The sequence below is a fragment of the Planktothrix serta PCC 8927 genome (assembly GCF_900010725.2).
Taxonomy (GTDB): Bacteria; Cyanobacteriota; Cyanobacteriia; order Cyanobacteriales; family Microcoleaceae; genus Planktothrix; species Planktothrix serta.
Map to the genome: position 1 here is coordinate 34,226 of NZ_LR734871.1, position 21,883 is coordinate 56,108.

The 21,883-nt window shown below is 38.2% G+C and carries 19 protein-coding genes; 12 read left to right on the forward strand and 7 right to left on the reverse strand.

The features are described from left to right. The first annotated feature begins 25 nt into the window (after nucleotides 1-25). Both PL8927_RS13460 and PL8927_RS13465 read left to right on the forward strand, forming a co-directional pair. Nucleotides 26-973, forward strand: coding sequence for an SMP-30/gluconolactonase/LRE family protein (locus PL8927_RS13460; RefSeq protein WP_083622312.1), 948 nt, complete (start codon nucleotides 26-28; stop codon nucleotides 971-973). A 17-nt stretch (nucleotides 974-990) separates the two neighbouring features. Then, nucleotides 991-2,079, forward strand: a complete 1,089-nt coding sequence (locus tag PL8927_RS13465) for a nucleotidyltransferase family protein (protein WP_083622314.1) — start codon at nucleotides 991-993, stop codon at nucleotides 2,077-2,079. A gap of 75 nt (nucleotides 2,080-2,154) precedes the next feature. Here the strand turns inward: PL8927_RS13465 and PL8927_RS13470 are convergent, their stop codons facing one another. Next, the gene (locus tag PL8927_RS13470; protein ID WP_083622316.1) at nucleotides 2,155-2,940 is read right to left on the reverse strand and encodes a DUF3226 domain-containing protein; all 786 of its coding nucleotides are present in this window, start codon (nucleotides 2,938-2,940) and stop codon (nucleotides 2,155-2,157) included. Next, nucleotides 2,940-4,118, reverse strand: a complete 1,179-nt coding sequence (locus tag PL8927_RS13475; RefSeq protein WP_083622318.1) for an AAA family ATPase — start codon at nucleotides 4,116-4,118, stop codon at nucleotides 2,940-2,942. The genes PL8927_RS13470 and PL8927_RS13475 overlap by 1 nt, the downstream gene beginning before the upstream one ends. 224 nt (nucleotides 4,119-4,342) lie before the next feature. On the opposite strand from PL8927_RS13475, the gene PL8927_RS13480 reads away from it, so the two are divergent. Then, on the forward strand, nucleotides 4,343-6,316 hold the full coding sequence (locus tag PL8927_RS13480; RefSeq protein WP_083622320.1) for an ABC transporter ATP-binding protein: 1,974 nt from the start codon (nucleotides 4,343-4,345) through the stop codon (nucleotides 6,314-6,316). An 88-nt stretch (nucleotides 6,317-6,404) separates the two neighbouring features. Here the strand turns inward: PL8927_RS13480 and PL8927_RS13485 are convergent, their stop codons facing one another. Further along, nucleotides 6,405-6,845: a cupin domain-containing protein gene (locus PL8927_RS13485; RefSeq protein WP_083622323.1), complete on the reverse strand. Its 441-nt coding sequence runs from the start codon at nucleotides 6,843-6,845 to the stop codon at nucleotides 6,405-6,407. A gap of 159 nt (nucleotides 6,846-7,004) precedes the next feature. On the opposite strand from PL8927_RS13485, the gene PL8927_RS13490 reads away from it, so the two are divergent. The 4 genes from PL8927_RS13490 to PL8927_RS13505 all read left to right on the forward strand — a co-directional run bounded on the left by PL8927_RS13490 (nucleotide 7,005) and on the right by PL8927_RS13505 (nucleotide 11,350). Continuing rightward, the gene (locus PL8927_RS13490; protein WP_083622325.1) at nucleotides 7,005-8,786 is read left to right on the forward strand and encodes a peptide ABC transporter substrate-binding protein; all 1,782 of its coding nucleotides are present in this window, start codon (nucleotides 7,005-7,007) and stop codon (nucleotides 8,784-8,786) included. Between the two features lie 60 nt (nucleotides 8,787-8,846). Continuing rightward, complete coding sequence (locus tag PL8927_RS13495) at nucleotides 8,847-9,806, forward strand: ABC transporter permease (RefSeq protein WP_083622327.1); 960 nt, start codon at nucleotides 8,847-8,849, stop codon at nucleotides 9,804-9,806. 12 nt (nucleotides 9,807-9,818) lie between these two features. Continuing rightward, complete coding sequence (locus tag PL8927_RS13500) at nucleotides 9,819-10,715, forward strand: ABC transporter permease (RefSeq protein ID WP_083622329.1); 897 nt, start codon at nucleotides 9,819-9,821, stop codon at nucleotides 10,713-10,715. A gap of 110 nt (nucleotides 10,716-10,825) precedes the next feature. After that, entirely contained in the window at nucleotides 10,826-11,350 is a 525-nt protein-coding gene (locus PL8927_RS13505; RefSeq protein ID WP_083622332.1) for a pentapeptide repeat-containing protein, read from the forward strand. Between the two features lie 58 nt (nucleotides 11,351-11,408). Here the strand turns inward: PL8927_RS13505 and PL8927_RS13510 are convergent, their stop codons facing one another. From PL8927_RS13510 to PL8927_RS13520, 3 genes are all read right to left on the reverse strand, one after another. After that, entirely contained in the window at nucleotides 11,409-12,008 is a 600-nt protein-coding gene (locus tag PL8927_RS13510) for a DMT family transporter (RefSeq protein ID WP_083622334.1), read from the reverse strand. Then, nucleotides 11,935-13,356, reverse strand: a complete 1,422-nt coding sequence (locus tag PL8927_RS13515; protein WP_231506007.1) for an RNA-guided endonuclease InsQ/TnpB family protein — start codon at nucleotides 13,354-13,356, stop codon at nucleotides 11,935-11,937. The genes PL8927_RS13510 and PL8927_RS13515 overlap by 74 nt, the downstream gene beginning before the upstream one ends. A gap of 147 nt (nucleotides 13,357-13,503) precedes the next feature. Continuing rightward, a complete protein-coding gene (locus PL8927_RS13520; protein ID WP_083622336.1) occupies nucleotides 13,504-13,794 on the reverse strand; it encodes a hypothetical protein in 291 nt (96 codons plus the stop codon). Between the two features lie 108 nt (nucleotides 13,795-13,902). On the opposite strand from PL8927_RS13520, the gene PL8927_RS13525 reads away from it, so the two are divergent. The 4 genes from PL8927_RS13525 (at nucleotide 13,903) to PL8927_RS13540 (ending at nucleotide 19,228) form a co-directional block, all read left to right on the forward strand. Beyond that, on the forward strand, nucleotides 13,903-14,697 hold the full coding sequence (locus PL8927_RS13525) for an SDR family NAD(P)-dependent oxidoreductase (protein WP_083622339.1): 795 nt from the start codon (nucleotides 13,903-13,905) through the stop codon (nucleotides 14,695-14,697). 449 nt (nucleotides 14,698-15,146) lie between these two features. Continuing rightward, complete coding sequence (locus tag PL8927_RS13530) at nucleotides 15,147-17,453, forward strand: sensor histidine kinase (protein WP_083622342.1); 2,307 nt, start codon at nucleotides 15,147-15,149, stop codon at nucleotides 17,451-17,453. Beyond that, on the forward strand, nucleotides 17,401-17,847 hold the full coding sequence (locus PL8927_RS13535; protein ID WP_083622345.1) for a response regulator: 447 nt from the start codon (nucleotides 17,401-17,403) through the stop codon (nucleotides 17,845-17,847). The genes PL8927_RS13530 and PL8927_RS13535 overlap by 53 nt, the downstream gene beginning before the upstream one ends. 31 nt (nucleotides 17,848-17,878) lie before the next feature. Beyond that, on the forward strand, nucleotides 17,879-19,228 hold the full coding sequence (locus PL8927_RS13540) for a hybrid sensor histidine kinase/response regulator (RefSeq protein ID WP_231506008.1): 1,350 nt from the start codon (nucleotides 17,879-17,881) through the stop codon (nucleotides 19,226-19,228). Nucleotides 19,229-19,350: 122 nt separating this feature from the next. Here the strand turns inward: PL8927_RS13540 and PL8927_RS13545 are convergent, their stop codons facing one another. After that, nucleotides 19,351-20,349, reverse strand: coding sequence for an ABC transporter substrate-binding protein (locus PL8927_RS13545; protein ID WP_156093192.1), 999 nt, complete (start codon nucleotides 20,347-20,349; stop codon nucleotides 19,351-19,353). Between the two features lie 124 nt (nucleotides 20,350-20,473). Between PL8927_RS13545 and PL8927_RS13550 the strand changes: the two genes are divergently transcribed. Then, complete coding sequence (locus PL8927_RS13550) at nucleotides 20,474-21,511, forward strand: trypsin-like peptidase domain-containing protein (protein ID WP_231506015.1); 1,038 nt, start codon at nucleotides 20,474-20,476, stop codon at nucleotides 21,509-21,511. Nucleotides 21,512-21,883 lie beyond the last annotated feature (372 nt).

Below are 21,883 nucleotides of genomic sequence, written 5' to 3' on the forward strand. Positions count from 1 at the left end.
GCACTGTTTATTTGGATGAAATATAATGTTGCGTATCGCCAAATGGGTCAATAGACAGATAAAACAACTAGGTTCGATTTTTCCCAAAAAATTAGCATCCGGTCGATTAGAAGCCAAATCTCAAGGGTTTAGAACTCTCTTTCCTAAAGAAGTAAAGATTGATCGTGTAGCTACCGGATTTCAGTTTACTGAAGGGCCGATTTGGATAGCTGAAGAAAAGCATCTACTCTTTAGCGATATTCCTGCTAATAAAATTGTGCAGTTAACTCCCAATGGGAAGGTAAAAACCTTTAGAAAACCTAGTCATAATTCTAATGGTTTAACCCTAGACAAACAAGGACAATTAATTGCGTGTGAACAGGGGACGCGCCGAGTTACCCGCACCGAAAAAGATGGTACAATTACGATTTTAGCCGATCAATTTCAAGGCAAAAAACTCAATAGTCCCAATGATGTTATTGTTAAAAGTAACGGTGCAATTTATTTTACTGATCCTCCCTATGGAATTAAACCTGAACAACAGGAACAACCCATCCAAGGTGTTTATTTAATTCCGCCAGATCATCAAGAAATCATTCTCCTAGCCGATGATTTTTATAAACCCAATGGTTTAGCATTTTCACCGGATGAAAAACAGCTTTATATTGACGATTCACAATGTCGTCATATCCGAGTTTTTGATGTCAAAATTGATGGTACACTGGCGAATAGTCGTGTTTTTCACGATATGAATATCGAGGAACCCGGTTCACCGGATGGGATGAAAATTGATGTCCAGGGAAACATCTATTGTACTGGAGCCGGAGGCGTGTGGGTGTTTGATTCTGAGGGTAATCATTTAGGAACAATTGTCACTCCAGAACGTCCCGCAAATTGTGCTTGGGGAGATGAAGATTGGCAAAGTCTTTATATCACCGCTCGGACTTCAGTTTACCGAATTAGAGTTAATATTCCGGGGATTCAATTACCGTAATTAATTAAAGATACACCATGAATTTTAATCTTAATCAAGAGCAACAATTACTATTGCAAGCCGCACTTTTACAAGGTGAAGCCGCCATTAATTCCTGGCAAAAATGGAGAACATTGGTCAATATTGACGATGTGGATCAAGACTCTTATCGGTTATTACCGTTACTGTATCGCAATTTATCGGCTCATAATGTCACAGATTCATATATTGGCAGACTTAAGGGAGTTTACCGACGTGCCTGGGTTGAAAACCAAGTTTGGTTTCAAAAAATCCGATCTATTTTAGGTTCTTTTCAAGAGGCTGATATTAAAATCATGCTGCTTAAAGATCCGGCTTTAAATTTGCATTATTATCAAGATTATGGTCTACGTTATATTGATCATCTCGATTTTTTGATTAACTCAAAAGATGTTTTAACAGCTATAAAGCTATTACAAGAATTGGGTTGGATAGCAAAAGAAAAAATTTCTAATCCCACTGTTCCCTTTAGTCATTATATTGGATTTGAAAATGAATCTAAGCAATATTTAAGTCTGCGCTGGCATCTTTTCGCGGATGGTTTTAATGAAAATGCGGAAACGGAGTTTTGGCAGAATGCAATATTAACTCAAGTCAACGATTTTCCCGTTTATATTTTATCGGCAACTGACCAGTTATTTTATACCTGTGTTTTTGGAGGATTAACGAATTTAATTTCGCCTATTAGTCGGTTAACAGATGCTGCGATTATTATTCAGTCCTACCCCTCGGAAATTGATCAAGACCAACTGCTAATATTAGCGCAAAAATACCGCTTTATCTTACAATTAAAATCGAGAATCATGCAGTTACAAGAAATTCTCAATTTACCCATCTCATCCTCAATTTTGCCCGAACTCAAAAAATTATCAATTTCTCAATTTGAACATCAGGAATATCAAATGATAACGGGTAAAACAAATACCGCCTTAAATCGTTTAAAAATGAGATATTTCCAATATTCCAGAATAGTCAATACGGATAATTTTAACCTCTTAAATTTTTTCAGTTATCTCCAATATCTTTGGGGTTTAGAAAATTTATGGCAAGTGCCAATACAAGTTATTATCCGAGGAATTAAGCTGTAGTCTTACAAACCTCGATAGACTAAACTATGAATAAAAAGCCGTTCTTCGAGGACGGGACTTTCAACTCGCTTAATCCTAAGATACACTTTTTAAATCTAACAATCTGACTAAAAAATTACTTAAGTTGCTAAGTTCAGGAATCTGATTTTGTGTGTCAAGGCTTATCCAACTATTATCAGCAATACTAGCTGTATTAGTTTTACCCGGTTTAAGAACACTTACTACAGTCGCAATTGTAGCTTTTTCTCTATCAAACGGTTTCCAACCTAGCTTTTTAGTTTCTATTTCAGAGAACTGATTAATATAGTCTTTAGCTCGCTGCATATATTCAGGATATACAACTTCTCCACAAGCACATAATAGAGTATCAAGTACACCTTTATTAGTATTATCCGGTAAAATATAGATTCCCAATTTAGGTTTACTGTCGGTTACAAAACCCATTTCATTAAGTTGATTTGGAAAATCTGGAAAATATTCTTTTAATCCATTATAATATGTTGTTACAACCTGATTAGGTATATTTTTGTCGGCATCGGCTACAATACCAAAAGCTGATAACGAGCTAGAATAATCAGAAATATTAGAGAGTTTATCACCTAAGTTTTGAATTAATTTACTGCCTTCCCCTGCATAGATACCAACTAATAAATCATCTTTATACAAAATTGTTGGCATATCTAACCTAATATGTAGTTTTAAGGATTTAGGTGGATATATAGGGATAAATTTTCGCCAAAATAAATCTTGATTAATCTGTTCATTCTCTAATTTAGAAAACCCTAACAACTTACGCAAAATTTTTTCTAAAAAAGCTTGATCATGATTTCCCTCTACCCCAATTAAAGCATATCGACTCACTACCGTACCTCCTGACCTTGTTCTTCTCTTAAACGTTTTAATCGATTCCAATCATGTCTAATCACTAAAGTCTTTGTTTCTTTAGGTTCTAAACGATATAATACTAAATCTGATGCAGATTCCGTGACCTCTAATAAACCATCAACCGCTTCTAAACTATGAGTTGTTGCAAATAACTGAACATCCATTTTTTTACACCATTTAACCAACCAGTTAAATGAACTTTGAAGTGCTTCAGTGTGAATTGTAGATTCTAATTCGTCAATTAAAAGAACTCCGCCTTTAACGCTGGCAAGTTTTAGGGCAATATGAAGTAAACGACGAATCCCATCTCCGAAGGTACTAACGGGTGCAAGTCCCAACTTTTCATGCTGAATATAAATATTGAATCGTGATCCGATTGATTCAGGAGACAATAAAATTTCGATGTCAGAAATATTTTGATCTATCTGCTGTAGTAATTCTAATACATCGCACTTAAAATTCTCAAATCTTGCTTCTGAAAGTAACCGAAACTGACCAATATCTGAACGATGAGAAGATGGAGTAACGATTGCCGTCAGTAAACTAGGGTTATGCTTACCATGAAGTTTATATAGAATATCATTTTCCCATAGTTGAAAGGTTTCAGCCATTTTATCAAGCTCTGGAAATAGACTAGCCTGATTAGTATTTAACTCTATTTCTACATTTAATTCGATTCCTTTTCTGATGCCGGGAAGTTCATCAACTTCAAGCATGGGTTCATCAGAATCAATGATTTCCTCATCTTGACTTGCGGCTAAATTTGTTTTATTATTTTTTTCCGATAGCCATATTTCCTCCATCTCTTTATAACTAGCTTTCATTGTTTTAATCGGAAAGTCGCCCTGACTAGAAATTAGAATTGTCTCTTTTATATATTGAGCTTGGTTAGCTAGGGAATAATGCGTAAATAACCATCGCAATGAATCAAGTATAGAAGTACGCGATCTTCGATTTTCTTGTTCTCGTTGTCTAGCTGTGCTTAACCAAACCCTAATATCTAAAGGATGACAATAGATAGATAGAGCTTCAAGCACACTCGTTTTCCCAGAATTATTGATACCTACCAGCAAGTTAACCTGTCCAAGATGCTCTAACTTGACATCTCGTAGCCCCCTAAATTGATGAATTGTAATACTTTCAAGATGCTTCATACTTTTTGTGGAAGTGATTCTTGCTCTTATATATTAACTGCTTTATGCAGCTTTTGAGCCAATAAAATAGATTAAATTAGCGAGTGAGGACACTCGCACTGCTTTTGAGGAAAATTTCATTGATGCAATCTTTTCGGGTCAGTGCGACCCCATTTTATCCCCTATTTCCCCATCTTCTGTTAAATTGATTCAATATATAAAAATGTATAGAGGCGGTAACTTCCATGCAATATGTTGTTCTGAATGTGAATAATCTGCGGGTTGAGTTTGAAACCGATGAACGAATTGTTACCGCCGTTGATCAAATTTCGTTTCAGGTCGGACGGGGGCAAACCTTGGGAATTGTTGGAGAGTCCGGTTCAGGAAAATCAGTAACAGCATTGGCAATTATGGGGTTACTGCCAACAGCAACAGCTAAAGTAGAGGGAGAAGTTTGGTTTCAAATTCCTGAATCTGAAGATTATAGTCCCTATTCTCAACCTGTTAATTTATTGCAACTGTCATTAACGCAAAAACAAACCTATCGAGGCGGTCAAATTTCCATGATTTTTCAGGAACCCATGACCTCCCTTAACCCCGTGTTTACAATTGGGTTTCAATTGACAGAAGCAATTATGCAGCATGAACAGCTATCCCCCAAACAAGCAATGTGGAAAGCCGCGTCATTATTACAGGAAGTGAAATTACTCCCCAGTGATGATGAATTAATGCAGCAAGCATTAGAAGAACAAAACCATCAATCAATATCTCGTTCTCCCCAGGAATTACAAGATAAACGCACCCGAAAACGGGAAGTGATTCAACAAGTTAATGCTCAAAAACGGGCAATTTTGGATCGATATCCCCATGAATTATCGGGGGGACAATTGCAACGGGTGATGATTGCCATGGCAATATCCTGTAACCCGATTTTATTAATTGCTGATGAACCTACAACTGCTTTAGATGTCACCGTCCAAGCCACTATATTAGACTTACTTCAAGAGTTACAAGAACGCCGAGGAATGGCGATGATTTTTATTACCCATGATTTGGGTATTGTCGCTCAAATTGCCGATCAAGTAGCGGTGATGTTCCAAGGAAAAATTGTAGAATCAGGAACCCTTGAGCAAATTTTTATGGCTCCTAAAAATCCCTATACAAAAGGGTTATTAGCCTGTCGTCCTACTTTAGATAGTCCTGCGGATCGCTTGCCAACGGTTGCTGATTTTATGGATATTATTACCCTAGAAACGGGAGAGGTAGAAATTCGAGAAAAAACCTCCACAGACAGAAATAAAATTTATAATAATATTTCCTTAACTTCTCAAGCATTTTTATCGAGTTTGCCCTCAGATAATCCGATTTTAGCGGTTAAAAATTTAAGAGTTGCTTTTAAAATACCTGGAATATTGGGTCAAACAAAACGGTTATTAATGGCGGTTAATGATGTTTCTTTTGAGGTATATCCAGGGGAAACATTAGGATTAGTGGGAGAGTCAGGATGTGGAAAAAGTACCTTATCCAGAGGGATTTTACAACTAATTAAACCCTTGAGTGGTCAGGTTTTATTTGAAGGTCAGGATATTACTGCACCCCCTTTAGAAACTTCTATATGGAGTGGAATAAAAAATTACCATAATCAACAACGATTTAATCAAAAAATGCGTTGGGTCAGACGAAATATGCAAATTATTTTTCAAGATCCCTTTAGTTCTCTTGATCCGAGAATCAGTATTGGGGAAGCCGTTATGGAACCTTTAATTATTCATCAAGTGGGACAGAATGTTAAAGAAAAACGCGATCGCGTCGCTTATTTATTAGAAAGAGTGGGATTAAATCCTGATTTAATGCGTCGTTATCCCCATGAATTTTCAGGAGGACAACGCCAACGGATTTGTATTGCGAGAGCCTTAGCATTAAATCCTAAATTTATTATTTGTGATGAATCTGTTTCAGCATTAGATGTGTCAGTACAGGCGCAGGTTTTGAACTTATTGAAAGAGTTACAATCAGAATTTAATTTGACTTATATTTTTATTTCCCATGATTTAAGTGTGGTTAAATTTATGAGCGATCGCCTAATTGTGATGAATCAAGGAAAAATTGAAGAAATGGGGACAGCCGAGGAAATTTATCGCCATCCCAAACAAGCCTATACTCGTCAATTAATTGCTTCTATTCCTTCAGGAATAGTTAAAAGTCACCCCTTTAATTAATTACATCAAGGGTAAGAATTCAGGGGGTTAAAGAGGTAATAACTTGCCATTTTATCAACCTATCACCCCCAATATTCCTAACCTCACATTAAGCCGTTAGGGGATAATCTAAACGTTCTAACGCCTGTTTTACCGCAACTAAATTGTAGGGAAAAGGTGGTTTTAAGGGGCGATAATCTCGTTCATGGGGTTCTCCATGTCGCAGTAACGCATTCACCATTAAACAGGGTTCAGCACTAAGATTAATCGCACCGTGAGGAACTCCTGGAGGAATTTTAACCACAGTTGGAACCCGATCACTTAGGGGAATATAGCGATATTGACGATTTTGTAAAATCACCAGGACAAATTGACCCCGGACAACTAATAATTGATCAGTTTGAAAACGATGGACAAATAACTGCTCTACCGCACCCGCCTCGACCTGTACCGTCATCGTTTCATCGCTAGTTTGGGGGGTGAAAAATTCAACCATCCCAGACCTCATAGAGTTGAGTTGGCGAATTTCAACTTGGTGGATCAGACCCATAATCTAGTCCTCACAATGCAAAACCTTACGCTTTTGTCAAGTGTAAGGGGAGTTTCTGTAAAATTTTGTAATAAAATTAACGAAATTGGGCAATGGAGTCATACTAAATAGAGGTATAAATGCCTGACTCCGGTAGTTTACGGTTAATTTGAAATTTTTATGAAACCTATTCAATACCAGACGAGATCGCCTTTTCGTTTAATTAATATCAATTTTTATCGGTTTTATCTATTCATTTCTCTGATTAGTTTAACCCTAACTTCCTGTGGGTCTTCCCCAAATTCTACCTCAACTAATCCCCCTCATTCCAATCAGCAACCCCCAGAAAAAACCCTAAAACTATTATATTGGCAAGCGCCAACAATTCTCAATCCCCATTTATCAACCGGGTTCAAAGATTCCGAAGCCAGTCGGATTACCTTAGAGCCCTTAGCCAGTTTTAATCATCAATTAGAATTAGTTCCTTTCTTAGCCGCAGAAATTCCGACTTTGGAAAATGGAGGTATTGCGAAAGATGGTAAATCAGTGACTTGGAAACTCAAAAAAGATGTAAAATGGTCTGATGGAACTCCCTTTACCGCAGATGATGTGATTTTCACCTATCAATTTATTACTAATCCGAAAGTTGGAACTACCACATCCGGGACTTATGAAATTATTAAAGATATTGAAAAAATTGATGATCACACGATAAAAATCAACTTTAAAGCGGTGACACCAGGATGGTATTCGGTGTTTGTGGGAACGGAAGGAATGATTTTACCTCGCCATATTTTTGAATCCTATAATGGGGAAAATTCACGACAAGCGCCGGGGAATTTAAAACCTGTGGGAACAGGGCCCTATCGAGTCGTAGAATTCAAACCTGGGGATGTAGTTGTTTATGAAGCCAACCCCAATTTTCGAGAAGCAAAACAGTTAGGATTTGAACGGCTAGAACTCAAAGGGGGAGGGGATGCAACTTCTGCTGCTAGGGCTGTTTTACAAACGGGAGATGCAGATTATTCCTATAATCTTCAAGTTGAATCTAATATTTTAAAATCCTTAGAATCAGCAGGAAAAGGGAAAATTGTTTCTAATTTTGGGACGTTAATGGAACGGATTATGATTAATCAAACCGATCCCAATAAAACCACCCCTGATGGAGAACGATCCAGTTTAAAATTTCCCCATCCTTTCTTTAGCGATCCTAAAGTTCGTGAAGCCTTGAGTTTAGCCATTAATCGAGAGATTATTGCGAATCAACTCTATGGAATTTTAGGGAAACCTACGTCTAACTTTGTGGTTAATCCGCCTCAAGTAGTGTCTCCTAATACAACATATCAATTTGATTTAGAAAAAGCAGCAAAACTATTAGATGAGGCGGGATGGAAAGACACGAATAATAATGGAATTCGAGATAAAAATGGGGTAGAAATGAATTTAGTTTTTCAAACTTCCGTCAACCCATTGCGCCAAAAAACCCAAGAAGTGATTAAACAATCCTTAGAACAATTAGGGATGAAAGTCGAACTCAAAAGTATTGATCCGAGTGTATATTTTTCCGGTGATCCTGCTAATCCTGATACCACAGAACGATTTGCGGCGGATTTACAATTATTTACTACCGGAAATACGAACCCTGATCCCACCGCCTATTTAAAAACCTATACCTGTGATCAAATTCCTCAAAAAGCAAATAGCTGGACAGGGGATAATTTTTCTCGCTATTGTAATCCAGAATATGATACCCTCTGGAAACTAGCCACCACTGAAATTGACCCCGAAAAACAAAAACAAATCTGGATTAAAATGAATGATATATTAGTCAATAATAATATTGTAATTCCCTTAATCCATCGCGCCGAAGTAGAAGGAGTTAATCAAAAATTAACAGGCGTAAACTTAACCCCTTGGGATTTAACCGTCTGGAATATTAAAGATTGGAAAAAGACCCCGTAGTAAGCCCCGTAGTAAGCCCTTCAGGGCTATCTTTTATTTGATTAATATGTTAAAATCACCATGACCCGATACCTCATAAACCGCATTCTAACCTCAATTCCCACCCTAATAGCGATTAGTCTTGTGGTATTTTTAATCTTAGCATTAGCCCCCGGTAATCCGATGGGAGAATTTGCGACTAATCCTTCAATTACACCCGAAGTCAGAGAAAATATTCGCCGATCGCTCGGTTTAGATCAACCGATTCCGATCCGGTATTTAAAATGGGTTTTCGCATTTTTACAAGGAGATCTAGGCTATTCCTTTACCAGTCGCAGCCCAGTTTTAGATTTAATCTTACAACGTTTACCCACAACTCTATGGATTATGGGATTAGCCTACCTTTTAGCGGTTTTACTCGCCTTTCCGTTGGGGATTATTTCGGCTTTAAAACGCTATTCTGTTTTAGATCAAATCATAACAACAGTTTCTTTTATTGGGTTTTCCTTACCAACATTTTTTACGGGGTTACTGTTTATTATTGTTTTCAGTGTGCAGTTAAAATGGTTTCCCTTCATTTATAATAGTACCTTAAAAGTGACTAATTTACAAACCTTTTGGCAACAAATCCAACAGTCTATTATGCCCGTTTGTGTGTTAGGCTTCTATCAAGCTGCAATTTTAATGCGGTTTATTCGGTCTTCCTTTTTGGAACAGTTAAATCAAAATTATGTTCGCACCGCTTATGCGAAAGGTTTACCAAAATTGAATGTAATTAACGGTCATATTTTAAGAAATGCTTTAATTCCGGTGGTGACTTTAATCGCCTTACAAATTCCCGGTTTATTTGCGGGATCATTAGTCACAGAACAAGTATTTAGAATTCCGGGTATTGGGGCGTTATTAATTGACTCAATTTTTCGTAGTGATACCCCCGTAATTATGGGAATTACAATGGTTTATGCGATTTTAGTGGTACTTTTTAATCTATTGGCTGATCTTTTATATGGATTCTTAGATCCGCGAGTTCAATATCAATAACGAAGGATAAATATGACTGTAATTAAACCGTCTCAACCTAGAACCCTAATTCAGACTGCTTGGCGACAATTTAAACGAGATAAAATCGCCCTTTTAGGAACAATTATTCTGTTATTAATTACTTTAGCTGTGATTATTGGCCCTTGGATTTATGGGATTCGTCCGACAGAAATTGATTTTGTTAACTCCCTCTCTCCTCCGAGTTGGAAACATCTTTTAGGAACAAATGATTTAGGACAGGATCAATTAGCCCGTTTATTAATCGGAGGACGAGTTTCTTTAACTGTTGGTGTGGCGGCGATGGTCGTAGCAATTTTGTTAGGAACATTAGTTGGGGCGATCGCAGGATTTTATGGAGGAATTATTGATAGTTTACTGATGCGATTAACAGATTTATTTATTTCCTTACCCCAATTACCTGTATTATTATTAGTAATTTATTTATTTCGAGAACCCCTCAAACAAATTGCAGGGCCAGAAACGGGTATTTTCCTATTAATTATTATCGTTGTTGGCGGGTTAAATTGGATGTCAGTGGCGCGATTAGTTCGGGCGAGTTTTCTAACTACAAAAGAACAAGATTTTATTACCGCAGCTAAAGCTATCGGTGCATCCTCTAAGCGATTAATTTGGGTACATATTCTTCCTAATGTTTTAAGTCCGGTGATTGTAGCAGCGACTTTAGCGGTCGGAACTGCAATTATTACAGAATCTACATTAAGCTTTTTAGGATTAGGATTTCCCCCCGATGTTCCCACCTGGGGAAGAATGCTTTATGATGCTCAAAATTATTTAGAAACCGCCCCCTATTTAGCATTATTTCCAGGGTTAGCGATTTTTTTAACGGTTTTGAGTATCAATGCAGTAGGGGATGGTTTAAGGGATGCTTTAGATCCCCAATCTCATTAAATTGATTTTAGATTTAAGTTAAAACTCACGGATTCATTTTAACTTAAGAATTGACATTTTTGTAGTTATGTGTTAACAATTAAATCATAAAATATTTAGGTTCATGATCAATGAAATATAAACAATTAGCAATTTTAGCTTTATTTGCGCCTGTTGTTTTTGTAGCACCAACAGTTGCTCAATTTAATACAACTGATCCGGCGGTTTTTTTAAAGGGTCAAGCTCGTTCTTGTCAAGGATGTAATTTACAAGGAGCAGATTTAAGTAATCAAAGCCGAGTTAATGCTCAGTTACGACAAGCCGATCTGAGTAATGCTAACCTCAGTGGCGGGAACTTCCGAGGTGCTTATTTTACCTGTGCTAACCTTTCTAATACTAACTTGAAAGATGCTCAATTCCCCTATGCTAATTTTGTCGATGCTAACTTAAGTGGGGCTGATTTGAGTGGGGCTGATTTAAGTAAAACAGACTTAAGCGGGGTAATTTTTGATGCTAAAACCAATATAACCGGGGCTAACTTAGATGGAGCTAAACTCTGGGATGCAAAAACACTTTATCAACCGGGAATGGATTTAAGCACAATTCCTCGGAATGAAAATATAGAAAGCCAAAGAGTCAAATGTAATAACAGATAAAAACAAGGGTAGGGTGCGTAAGCCACGCGCACGCACCGCCCTATATTTCTAATTTTAATCAAGAATTAATCACAGCGATCGCCACTCCCATTAAAATAATTATCCCCCCAATTAATACCGCTACAGGCGGAACTTCATTAAAGAATAAATAGCCTAAAAAACTCGCTCCTATCGGTTCAAATAAAATTGCCAAGGTGACGGAAGTAGGAGAGATTTGATTAATCGCCCAATTAAAACTGGTATGACCGACTAATTGAGGGAAAATTCCCATTAATAAAAGATAGACATAAACGATAGAAGGATAATCGGTATAACCCACCCCAAAAATTAACGGTAAGGGTAATAAAATTATCGCAGCAACGGTATAAGCAACGATGACATAACCGCCAAGGGGAAACCCCCGTTGTTGGGCTTCTCGCCCAAACATTAAATACAAACTGACCGTCCAAGCTCCAATTAAAGCTAAACTATCCCCCAGTAAAGGATGAGAATAAAAACCTCCCGCTTCAGTATCACTAAACCCAATAATAATTCCTCCTAAAAAAGCAATTCCAATCCCGATAATTTTCAGGGGAGAGAGTTTTTCATTTAACCAAAATTTTGATAAAATTGCCACCCAAATCGGGGTTGTTGTGACTAATGTTGTCGAAGCTGCAATGGAAGTATAGGATAAAGAATTGACATACTCCCGCCGTCAAGCTTCGCGCTCGACGGGGGATTCTCCCAGAATCACTTCTTGAGATTACTGGCTCAACGAGACGACTTAAATCTTCAACATCTCTGTTAAAGACCCAGAGGCCGGACTCTCCCCAGTCGTTTGGGTCGGTTTCTGTTTGCCCAACAGTACCGTTGAGATCGGCTCCCAAATATTTCAACCCTTTTTTAAGAATATTAATTGCCGCATTCCAGTCTCGATCTAAAACTGTTTGGCAATCAGGGCATTGATGAGTTCTCGTACTCAATGTTTTATAAACTTTTGCCCCACAAACCGAACAATCAATAGTCGTGAATTGTGGTGGTACAGCAATGCAAGTTATCTTGTGAATCTTGGCAAAATAATTCACCCATTGCGTGAATTGATACCAAGAAGCATCGCTAATACTTTTTGCTAACTTGTGATTTTTCACCAAATTAGATACTTTCAAAGCCTCGTAAACTACCAAATCATTAGATTGGACTAACGCCAGAGCATCCTTGATAGCTCTGTCTTTACGTTGTCGAGAAACTTTTAAGTGTAATTTAGCTACTTTTTGCCGTTGCTTGTGATAGTTATTGGACTGTTTCTGTCCGTTCGGCTGACGCTCACGGAAGCCTTTTCGATGACGCTTAGATAGCCTTCTTTGAGCTTTTTTTAAGCGTCTCTCCGACTTTCTTAGGAAGCGAGAATTTTCTACTGTGTTGCCATTAGAGTCGGTATAAAACTCTTTTAACCCTAAGTCTATTCCTACTACAGAGCCAGTGAATTCATGCTTTTCTTCTCGGTCATAGTTAATCAGAAACTGGCAATAATATCCATCGGCTCTTTTTACTACTCTAACTCGCCTAATCTGCTGAGATGAGTAATAGACTAAGTTTTTCTGGCTGCACCACAGGTCAAAAGTTCCCGCTTTAAATCCATCGGTGAAAGTGATTTGTTTCCTGTCATCTGAAAGCGAGTATCCAGTCGTTTTATATTCTACTGACCTACTGTACTTTTTAAACTTAGGAAATCCTTTCTTTCTGATTGATGAATCTCGACAGTTAGCGTAGAATCGAGAAATGGCTTGCCATGCTCTATCTGCACTTGATTGTCTTGCTTGTGAATTTAATTTGTTTACCCAAGGAGTTGTAGAGTCTTTCGCCAAAACAGCGCAAAGTTTCTGCAAGTTATTTCTTGTAGTCCCTTTGTTCTCCATCCAATATTTAACGCATTTGTTTCTGACAAATTGTGCTGTCCTAATAGCTTCATCAAGCTTTTGATATTGCTCTGGAGTGCCGTTCTTTAACTTAGTTTCTACAACTAACATAATTCCCTCGACCTGGGGTTGACCACTATTATAACACACTTTACCCAAGATTTGTAGAATTAAATCGTTACTTCGCATCTGAGTTAGTGGGTGGGATTTCATCCCCCGTTAAGCTACGCTCTCCACGGGGGCATTCATCCAACATTTTTAGGTAATCCAAGTTGCAAAATGGAACGCCAAACAAAATCCGGCGGCGGAAGCATAGATTAAAGCTTGGGGAGAAAGCGATCGCCATTGAACTTTAAACCCCGTTGGTAATAAAATAATAGAAGCCAAACTTAGCCGTGAAGCTGCCATTACTAAACTAAAACCCATTCCCCTTTGTTCCGCAGCATTCAGCGTCAGCCGAACTAAAATTGAACCGACTGAAATCGCCATTACCCCAACAATAACCACCCCCCAAACTAAACCCGGAGAGATTGAAGAAAAACGTCGCATTTATGCTCTATTCCCGATAAAAATTGATCTCTAAAGTTTAACGCTTAATCTCCACATTTGTAGATTTATGCGTTACCCTATAAAGTAGAATCTTATTCTTTAATTACTATGACACCAACGGTTTTAATTACAGGAGCCTCTCAAGGAACGGGTAAAGCAACGGCTTTATTGTTTGCACAGAAGGGCTACAATGTTATTTTAGCAGCACGGGAACCGGAACGATTAGAAGCGGTTGCTGATCAAGTTTTATCATTAGGGGTTTCAACCTTAGCCATTCCGACGGATGTTACAAATATCGAACAGGTTCAATATTTAGTTGAAAAAGCTTTAGATTATTATGAAACTATCGATATTCTCGTTAATAATGCTGGAATTTGTTTAACCGCATCCGTTGAATATACAACCTTAGAAGATTGGCATCAATTAATGAATACTAACTTTTTTGGTTATGTCAATATGATTCAGACTTTATTACCCCATTTTTTACAACAACAACAGGGAACAATTGTTAATGTCGGTTCCTTTGCGGGGAAAATGCCTATACCCCAAATGGCGGCTTATTGTGCGAGTAAATATGCGGTGACGGGATTAACAGAATCCTTGCGATTAGAACTGTCTAAAAAAGGAATTCAAGTCTGTGCCGTTCATCCGGGTATTATTAATAGTAATTTTATGGAACGAGCCCAATTTCGAGGAGAAAATCAGTTAGAAATTGAACAACTTCGTCAACGCCTGGACTCAGCTTTAGCCTCTACTTGGGTCAGTCAACCGGAAGATATTGCTCAAGCGATTTGGAATGCGGTTGAGAAAAAACAAAATGAAGTGATTGTTGGCCCTGCAATATTAGCCACAGAAATCTATCGATTATTCCCTGGATTAATGCCACTAATTTTTAATCAATGAAAAAGTCAGAATTTCTCCAGAATTAAAGGGAACAGGGAACAGGGAACAGGGAACAGTAAGAATTGAAAGGGTTTTAGGGTTTAAAAATGTCCTAACCGTAATGCGTAGCGCTATATAACTCCTGACTCCTACTGTTAATATGTATAGTTTTTTAAACAAACATAAAGAATTATAGGGAAATATCTCAAATTAGTATTATTTCAACTTGTTTTGACGGATTTATAAAATGCTATACTAAGGAAATAACAGTTCATAACTGCTAAGGAAAATTTTCTAAAACTCTCAAAACACTAAGGAATTCACCATAAATAACTGTTTCCTTTTCCAATTTAGGGATAAAACAGTTGATGCAGAATCTGAGGAAAGGCAGTGATCAAAACCGGATAAAGAGAGGTTCTGCACGGAGATTAGCTTCAGTTTTCGGTTAATATGAATTCAGGAGAATCGTTATGGTAGATATAGATGAACAGGATAATCGTTTGAGCTTAAGAAGTTTGGATGAACAACCTATCCACATTTTAAGCCAAATTCAACCTCATGGGGTGTTGTTCGTTTTAGAAGAACCCAGCCTGAGAATTTTGCAAGTTAGCAGCAATATTGAATCAATTTTAGGAATTGCTCCTGAAATTATGCTGCATAACACTTTAGAAGATTTACTTGATCCCGTCCAAATGGAACGGATTGAAACGGGTTTAAAACAAAATAACCTCGATTTTATCAACCCGACTAAAATTTGGATGCGAATTCAAGGCGATGATTATGTGATTTTTGATGGGGTATTTCATCGCAACTCAGAAGGTTATTTGATTCTGGAACTAGAACCCGCAACCTCACAAGAAAATATTCCCTTTCTGAGTTTTTATCATTTAGCTAGAGTTTCTATTAATCAACTCGAAGCCTCCTCAAATTTACGAGATTTTTGTCAAATTATTGTGCGGGAAGTCCGAAAAGTCACCGGGTTTGACCGCGTGATGTTATATAAATTTGATCAAGATGGACATGGGGAAGTCATTGCAGAAGAAAAACGGGAAGAAATGGAACCCTATTTAGGGCTACATTATCCTGAGTCCGATATTCCTAAACCCGCGAGACGGATGTTTAGTTCTAATTGGATTCGTTTAATTCCAAATGCAGTTGCACAACCCGTTAAACTGTTTCCAGCAACCAATCCTCTGACCCATCGACCCACCGATTTAACCTGTTCAATTCTTCGCAGTGCGTCCCCTTGTCATCTCCAATATTTAAACAATATGGGAGTCGGTTCTTCCTTAACGATTTCCTTAATTAAAGAAGGAAAACTTTGGGGTTTAATTGCTTGTCATCATCTCACCCCTAAATATGTTTCCTATGAACTGCGGAAAGCTTGCGAATTTTTAGGACGAGTGATTTTTTCTGAACTTTCTGAACGAGAAGAAACCGAAGATTATGACTATCGAATTCAATTAACCAATATTCAATCGGCCTTGATTGATTATATGGCTCAGGAAGAAAACTTTATTGATGGTTTAATTAAACATCAACCCAATCTTTTAGATTTAACTAATGCTCAAGGAGCAGCAATTTACTTTGGGGGAGAATTTACCCTAATTGGAGAAACCCCCTCAGAAGAAGACTTAAATTTCTTAGTTCAATGGTTACGAAAACAGAGTGAAGAAGAAGCCTTTTATACCGATTCTTTGCCTATAATTTATTCGGATGCTGAACGGTTTAAAGCGGTCGCCAGTGGGGTGTTAGCCATTCCCATTTCTAATAAAAATTATGTGATCTGGTTCCGTCCTGAAGTTATCCAAACCGTGAAATGGGGGGGAAATCCTAAACAGGCTTTTGAAACCACCCACTCGGAAGGTCAAGTGGTTTTGTCTCCTCGAAAATCCTTTGAACAGTGGAAAGAAACCGTGCGCTTAAAATCTTTACCTTGGAAACAGGTAGAAATTAAAGCCGCCTTAGAACTGCGAAAAGCCATTATTAATATTGTACTGCGACAAGCGGAGGAATTAGCACAGTTAGCCCATGATTTAGAACGGTCTAACGCTGAGTTGAAAAAATTTGCTTATGTGGCTTCCCATGATTTGCAAGAACCCTTAAATCAAGTGGCAAATTATGTACAATTGTTGGAAATGCGCTATCAAAAAGCCCTAGATGAGGATGCCAAAGAATTCATTACCTATGCCGTTGAAGGGGTGAGTTTAATGCAAACCCTAATTGATGATGTTTTAGCTTATTCTAAAGTGGATATGCAGGGCATTGAGTTTCAATTTACCGAAGTTGAAACGGCCTTAAATCGAGCTTTAGGAAACCAGCGAAAACGCATTGCTGAAAGCCGGACTACTATTACCCATGATCCGATGCCAACGGTAATGGCCGATAGTACCCAATTAATGCAATTATTCCAAAATTTAATTGCAAATGCGATTAAATTTCGCAGTGAAAAACCGCCACAAATTCATATTGGGGCGCAACGCATTGAAGATGCTTGGTTGTTCTCAGTTCAGGATAATGGAATTGGCATTGATTCACAATTTGCTGAACGAATTTTTATTATTTTCCAACGTTTACACACGCGAGATGAGTACCCCGGAACGGGTATGGGATTAGCAATTTGTAAAAAAATTGTTGAATGCCATCGGGGGAAAATTTGGGTCGAATCTGAACTCGATCAAGGATCAACATTCTATTTTACAATTCCTGTAGGAGGACGCGAACGTGAGCGCCGAAATGGACGAAAAATCCAAAACGATCTTTTTGGTCGAGGATAATAAAGCGGATATCCGTTTAATCCAAGAAGCATTAAAAGATAGCCAACTCCCTCATGAAGTTGTAACGGTTAGAAATGGGGTAGATGCGATGGCATTTCTTCGTCAAGAAGGGGAATATGCAGACGCGCCTCGCCCCGATTTAATTCTTTTGGATTTAAACTTACCTCGAAAAGATGGGCGTGAGGTACTCGCTGAAATTAAAGCTGACCCAAGCTTAAAACGAATTCCGGTCGTTGTCCTCACGACTTCCCACAATGAAGAAGATATCCATCATAGCTATAACCTTCATGTCAATTGTTATATTACCAAATCCCGAAATTTGAGCCAACTTTTTACAATTGTTCGAGGAATTGAAGAATTTTGGCTAAAAACTGTCACCTTACCCTGTGATTAAAATATCTTTTGGAGAAGGAGAAGGATAGAAAATGAGGCAAATTTGGAACAATAAAGGAACAGGGAAAAAACCCGAAAATTACTATGGATATTCGACTGAGTTAGAAGGTTTATCCTGCTATTCTGAAGCCTCCATTCCTTCGAGTTCTGAAGTTCTTTATTCTGTCCATTCTTCTTCATCTTTCTCCTCTTTAAAGAGGAAGGGAAGCGATTCAACGATGAGGCCTGCTAGTTCAGTGAAAATCTTATTGATTGAAGACAGCCTAGCTGAAGCCAGATTATTACAAGAATTACTGAAGGATTCTCTAGGTGAGCCCTTCAGTTTGGTTCATGTTAAACGCTTAGGAGAAGCTCTCAATCAATTAAATGACTCTATTTTTGATGTGGTTTTATTAGATTTAACCCTACCGGATAGTCAAGGGTTAGAATCTTTAGCCCGTTTAATTGAACAAGTTCCTAGTTTACCCATTGTCGTTTTAACGAATACCAATGATGATGAATTGGCAATTAAAGCCGTGCGTCAAGGGGCACAAGATTATTTAGTTAAACGACAGGTGAATGGCAGTGTTTTAGTCCGTTCTCTCAGATATGCGATTGAACGAAAGCATAATTTAGAAAGTTTAAAAGCGATGAATCAAACATTAGAAATGCGGGTTCAAGAACGAACTGACGAATTAGTGAAAGCTCAGGAACAAAATCAAATGAGATCTGAGTTTGTTTCGATGATTTCCCATGATATTAGAAATCCCTTAAATACAATTTTGGCTTCAACGGTATTACTACAAGATTATGAGCAGAAATTGTCTGCTGATAAAAAAGTTACTTTGTTTCAGCGTATTCGATCCGCTAGTAAAAATATGGCTCAATTATTAGATGAAGTTTTATTAATTGGTGAGGCGGATTCCGGTCAACTCCAATATCAACCCAAAACGATTAATTTAGAGGTTTTTTGTCGGCAACTGCTTGAAGAAATGCAACTCGATAGCACAGATGAATCTCCAATTAATCTGAGTTTTAACTTATCTGTTAAAGACGTATTTGTTGATCCCAAATTATTGAGAAGAATTTTAATTAATTTATTAGAAAATGCTCTTAAATATTCTCCTCAATCCCAGAGTGTTCAATTTAATGTGATTATTCAAGATCAGATGATTCACTTCTGTATTCAAGATCAAGGTATTGGTATTCCTGCGGATTCATTTTCCCAACTCTTTGAACCCTTCCACCGCGCTAAAAATGTAGGTTCGATTCCCGGTACAGGTTTAGGATTAGCCATTGTTAAACATTGCGTGGAGGCTCATGGAGGGGATATTTGGCTGGATAGTAAAATTGGCATCGGAACAACTTTTATTGTCCGTTTACCTTTAATTCAAATTAGTTAAAATAGAGTAGGGAACAGGGAACAGGGAACAGGGAACAGGGAACAGGGAACAACGAAGGAAAAGACTTTCTAACTGTCTTGGTAACTGTTATCCCTGGAGGATGGGCGAAGCCCATTCTAAATTTATTCAATCCTTTTATCCGCTTTTTTTAACACAGAATCAGGAATTTTAACGCCCATTGCTGTTGCAGATTTAGGATTAATAAATAACTCTAATTTTTCCACCGATTCAACCGGAATATTACCGGGACTTTCCCCATTTAAAACCCGCAAAACCAACTTTCCGGTTTGTCGTCCAACCTGATAATAATTAAAACTTAATCCCGCCATCGCCCCCCGTTTTACAGAATCCGTATCTCCGGCATAAACCGGAATTTTATTGTCAATTCCCACTTGAATCACCGACTCTAACGCTGACACAATCGTATTATCCGTTGGAATATAAATAGCCTCGACTTTTCCTACTAAACTCCGGGCAGAAGTTGCCACATCACTCGAACGATTTGCCGTCGCTTCTATTACCGTTAATCCCCGTTTTGTAGCCTCTGTTTTCAATAATTCAATTAAAGAAACCGAGTTCGCCTCCCCAGCATTATAAATCACTCCCAGTCGTTTCACCGTTGGCGTGATTTCTTGAATTAAATCAAGCTGTTTGTCAAGGGGAGATAAATCCGTTACCCCCGTTACTAACCCTCCGGGTTTTTCTAAATTATTCACTAATTTTGCCCCAATAGGGTCAGTAACAGCCGTAAAAATTACCGGAATATTTCTCACAATAGCCACCGATGCTTGGGCAGAAGGCGTGGCAATTGCCACCACAACATCAGGATTTTCCCCAGCAAATTTACTGGCAATTTGTGTTGCTGTTGAAGGGTTGCCTTGGGCACTTTCCCACTCCCATTTTAAGCTGTCTCCCGCTTTCAATCCCGCCGCCGCTAATTCATCTTTAATTCCCTCTCGCGTCGCATCTAAAGAGGGATGTTCTACAATTTGAGTTACGGCTACAAACCGTTGAGGGATTCTTGAATTAGACGTTGAAGAAGACTGTCCTGAATTACATCCAAACAATGTGGCAACAAGGACACTAGCAATAAACGCCAATCTTACGTTAAACTTGATCATATCAAGGGTTCCTAATTTCTAAACTTTTATTGTTTAATCTGTTGAATTCAATATGAATTTACTCTCAAAAATTGTTAAGCTTTTTCATCAAAATCGGGGTGCAATTGCCCTTAGTATTCCCTTGATGGGTATTCCGGTTCTCTTCCTCCCACAATCTGTTCCGGCGGTGATTCCTATTTCCCAAGAAATTGCTCTATCTCCCGCAGAAGTAAATACAATTGCTGGGGAAATTACTGTTAGAATTGATGGGCCGAAAGGCGGTTCGGGATTTATTGTCGAAAAACAAGGAAATACCTATTATGTGTTAACCAATTGGCACGTTGTTAATCGGGTCGGAGACTATGAAATTGTCACCGCCGATGGTAAACGCTACTCTGTTTATTATAGTTTAATTCAACAACTTCCTAACCTCGATTTAGCCCTGGTTCCCTTTAGTAGTTCCCAACGATATCGAGTAGCAATTCCGGCTGATGCCAATCAAGTTGTTCCAGGTAGTTCTGTGTATGTTGCTGGATGGCCCCGTTCGGGGAGTTCTCTAGGACAGCGACTTTTTTTAAGTACCAATGGCACTCTCAGCGAACGTCAACAACCCCGTTTAGGATATAGTTTAGTTTACACGAATTTAGTCAGAAGTGGGATGAGTGGCGGCCCGATTTTAGATGCAGAAGGAAAGGTAATTGGAGTTAATGGAATTGTTCAGTTAGGTACGAATCCTGACAAAATTGTTTCCGCCGGAATTCCGATTAATTATTTTTCAGATTGGCGAAAAACGGCGAGATTATCTTCAATTCCAACTCCCCCAAATAATTCTGCACCTATTACAACTAATCCCGATCTCAATTCTTCTCCTTCACCCTCAAACTCTTCTAATACAATAGCTGCGGTGAATAATTCTTTTACTTTAGCCACCACTTTAACGGAAGAGTCAGGAGAAATTTTAGCCTTAGCTTTATCCTATCCTTATATTATTGTTGGGAATAGTAACGGAAGCCTTTCGATTTGGAATATTACCACCAGTGGACTGACTCGAACTTTACCCGCTCATCAAGGTTCTATTCCTAGTATTACCCTGAGTCAAGATCGTAAATATTTAGTCACTGGAGGTGAAGATGGATTGATTNTAGAATCGAGAAATGGCTTGCCATGCTCTATCTGCACTTGATTGTCTTGCTTGTGAATTTAATTTGTTTACCCAAGGAGTTGTAGAGTCTTTCGCCAAAACAGCGCAAAGTTTCTGCAAGTTATTTCTTGTAGTCCCTTTGTTCTCCATCCAATATTTAACGCATTTGTTTCTGACAAATTGTGCTGTCCTAATAGCTTCATCAAGCTTTTGATATTGCTCTGGAGTGCCGTTCTTTAACTTAGTTTCTACAACTAACATAATTCCCTCGACCTGGGGTTGACCACTATTATAACACACTTTACCCAAGATTTGTAGAATTAAATCGTTACTTCGCATCTGAGTTAGTGGGTGGGATTTCATCCCCCGTTAAGCTACGCTCTCCGCGGGGGCATTCATCCAGCATTTTTAGGT

Excerpts from the sequence above, each read along its gene's own strand:
- PL8927_RS13505 (WP_083622332.1), top strand. The coding sequence starts at position 10,826 with ATGAAATATAAACAATTAGCAATTTTAGCTTTATTTGCGCCTGTTGTT.
- PL8927_RS13520 (WP_083622336.1), bottom strand. The coding sequence starts at position 13,794 with ATGCGACGTTTTTCTTCAATCTCTCCGGGTTTAGTTTGGGGGGTGGTT.
- PL8927_RS13465 (WP_083622314.1), top strand. The coding sequence starts at position 991 with ATGAATTTTAATCTTAATCAAGAGCAACAATTACTATTGCAAGCCGCA.
- PL8927_RS13530 (WP_083622342.1), top strand. The coding sequence starts at position 15,147 with ATGGTAGATATAGATGAACAGGATAATCGTTTGAGCTTAAGAAGTTTG.
- PL8927_RS13475 (WP_083622318.1), bottom strand. The coding sequence starts at position 4,118 with ATGAAGCATCTTGAAAGTATTACAATTCATCAATTTAGGGGGCTACGA.
- PL8927_RS13490 (WP_083622325.1), top strand. The coding sequence starts at position 7,005 with ATGAAACCTATTCAATACCAGACGAGATCGCCTTTTCGTTTAATTAAT.
- PL8927_RS13460 (WP_083622312.1), top strand. The coding sequence starts at position 26 with ATGTTGCGTATCGCCAAATGGGTCAATAGACAGATAAAACAACTAGGT.
- PL8927_RS13545 (WP_156093192.1), bottom strand. The coding sequence starts at position 20,349 with ATGATCAAGTTTAACGTAAGATTGGCGTTTATTGCTAGTGTCCTTGTT.
- PL8927_RS13525 (WP_083622339.1), top strand. The coding sequence starts at position 13,903 with ATGACACCAACGGTTTTAATTACAGGAGCCTCTCAAGGAACGGGTAAA.
- PL8927_RS13515 (WP_231506007.1), bottom strand. The coding sequence starts at position 13,356 with ATGTTAGTTGTAGAAACTAAGTTAAAGAACGGCACTCCAGAGCAATAT.
- PL8927_RS13480 (WP_083622320.1), top strand. The coding sequence starts at position 4,343 with ATGCAATATGTTGTTCTGAATGTGAATAATCTGCGGGTTGAGTTTGAA.
- PL8927_RS13495 (WP_083622327.1), top strand. The coding sequence starts at position 8,847 with ATGACCCGATACCTCATAAACCGCATTCTAACCTCAATTCCCACCCTA.
- PL8927_RS13500 (WP_083622329.1), top strand. The coding sequence starts at position 9,819 with ATGACTGTAATTAAACCGTCTCAACCTAGAACCCTAATTCAGACTGCT.
- PL8927_RS13540 (WP_231506008.1), top strand. The coding sequence starts at position 17,879 with ATGAGGCAAATTTGGAACAATAAAGGAACAGGGAAAAAACCCGAAAAT.
- PL8927_RS13485 (WP_083622323.1), bottom strand. The coding sequence starts at position 6,845 with ATGGGTCTGATCCACCAAGTTGAAATTCGCCAACTCAACTCTATGAGG.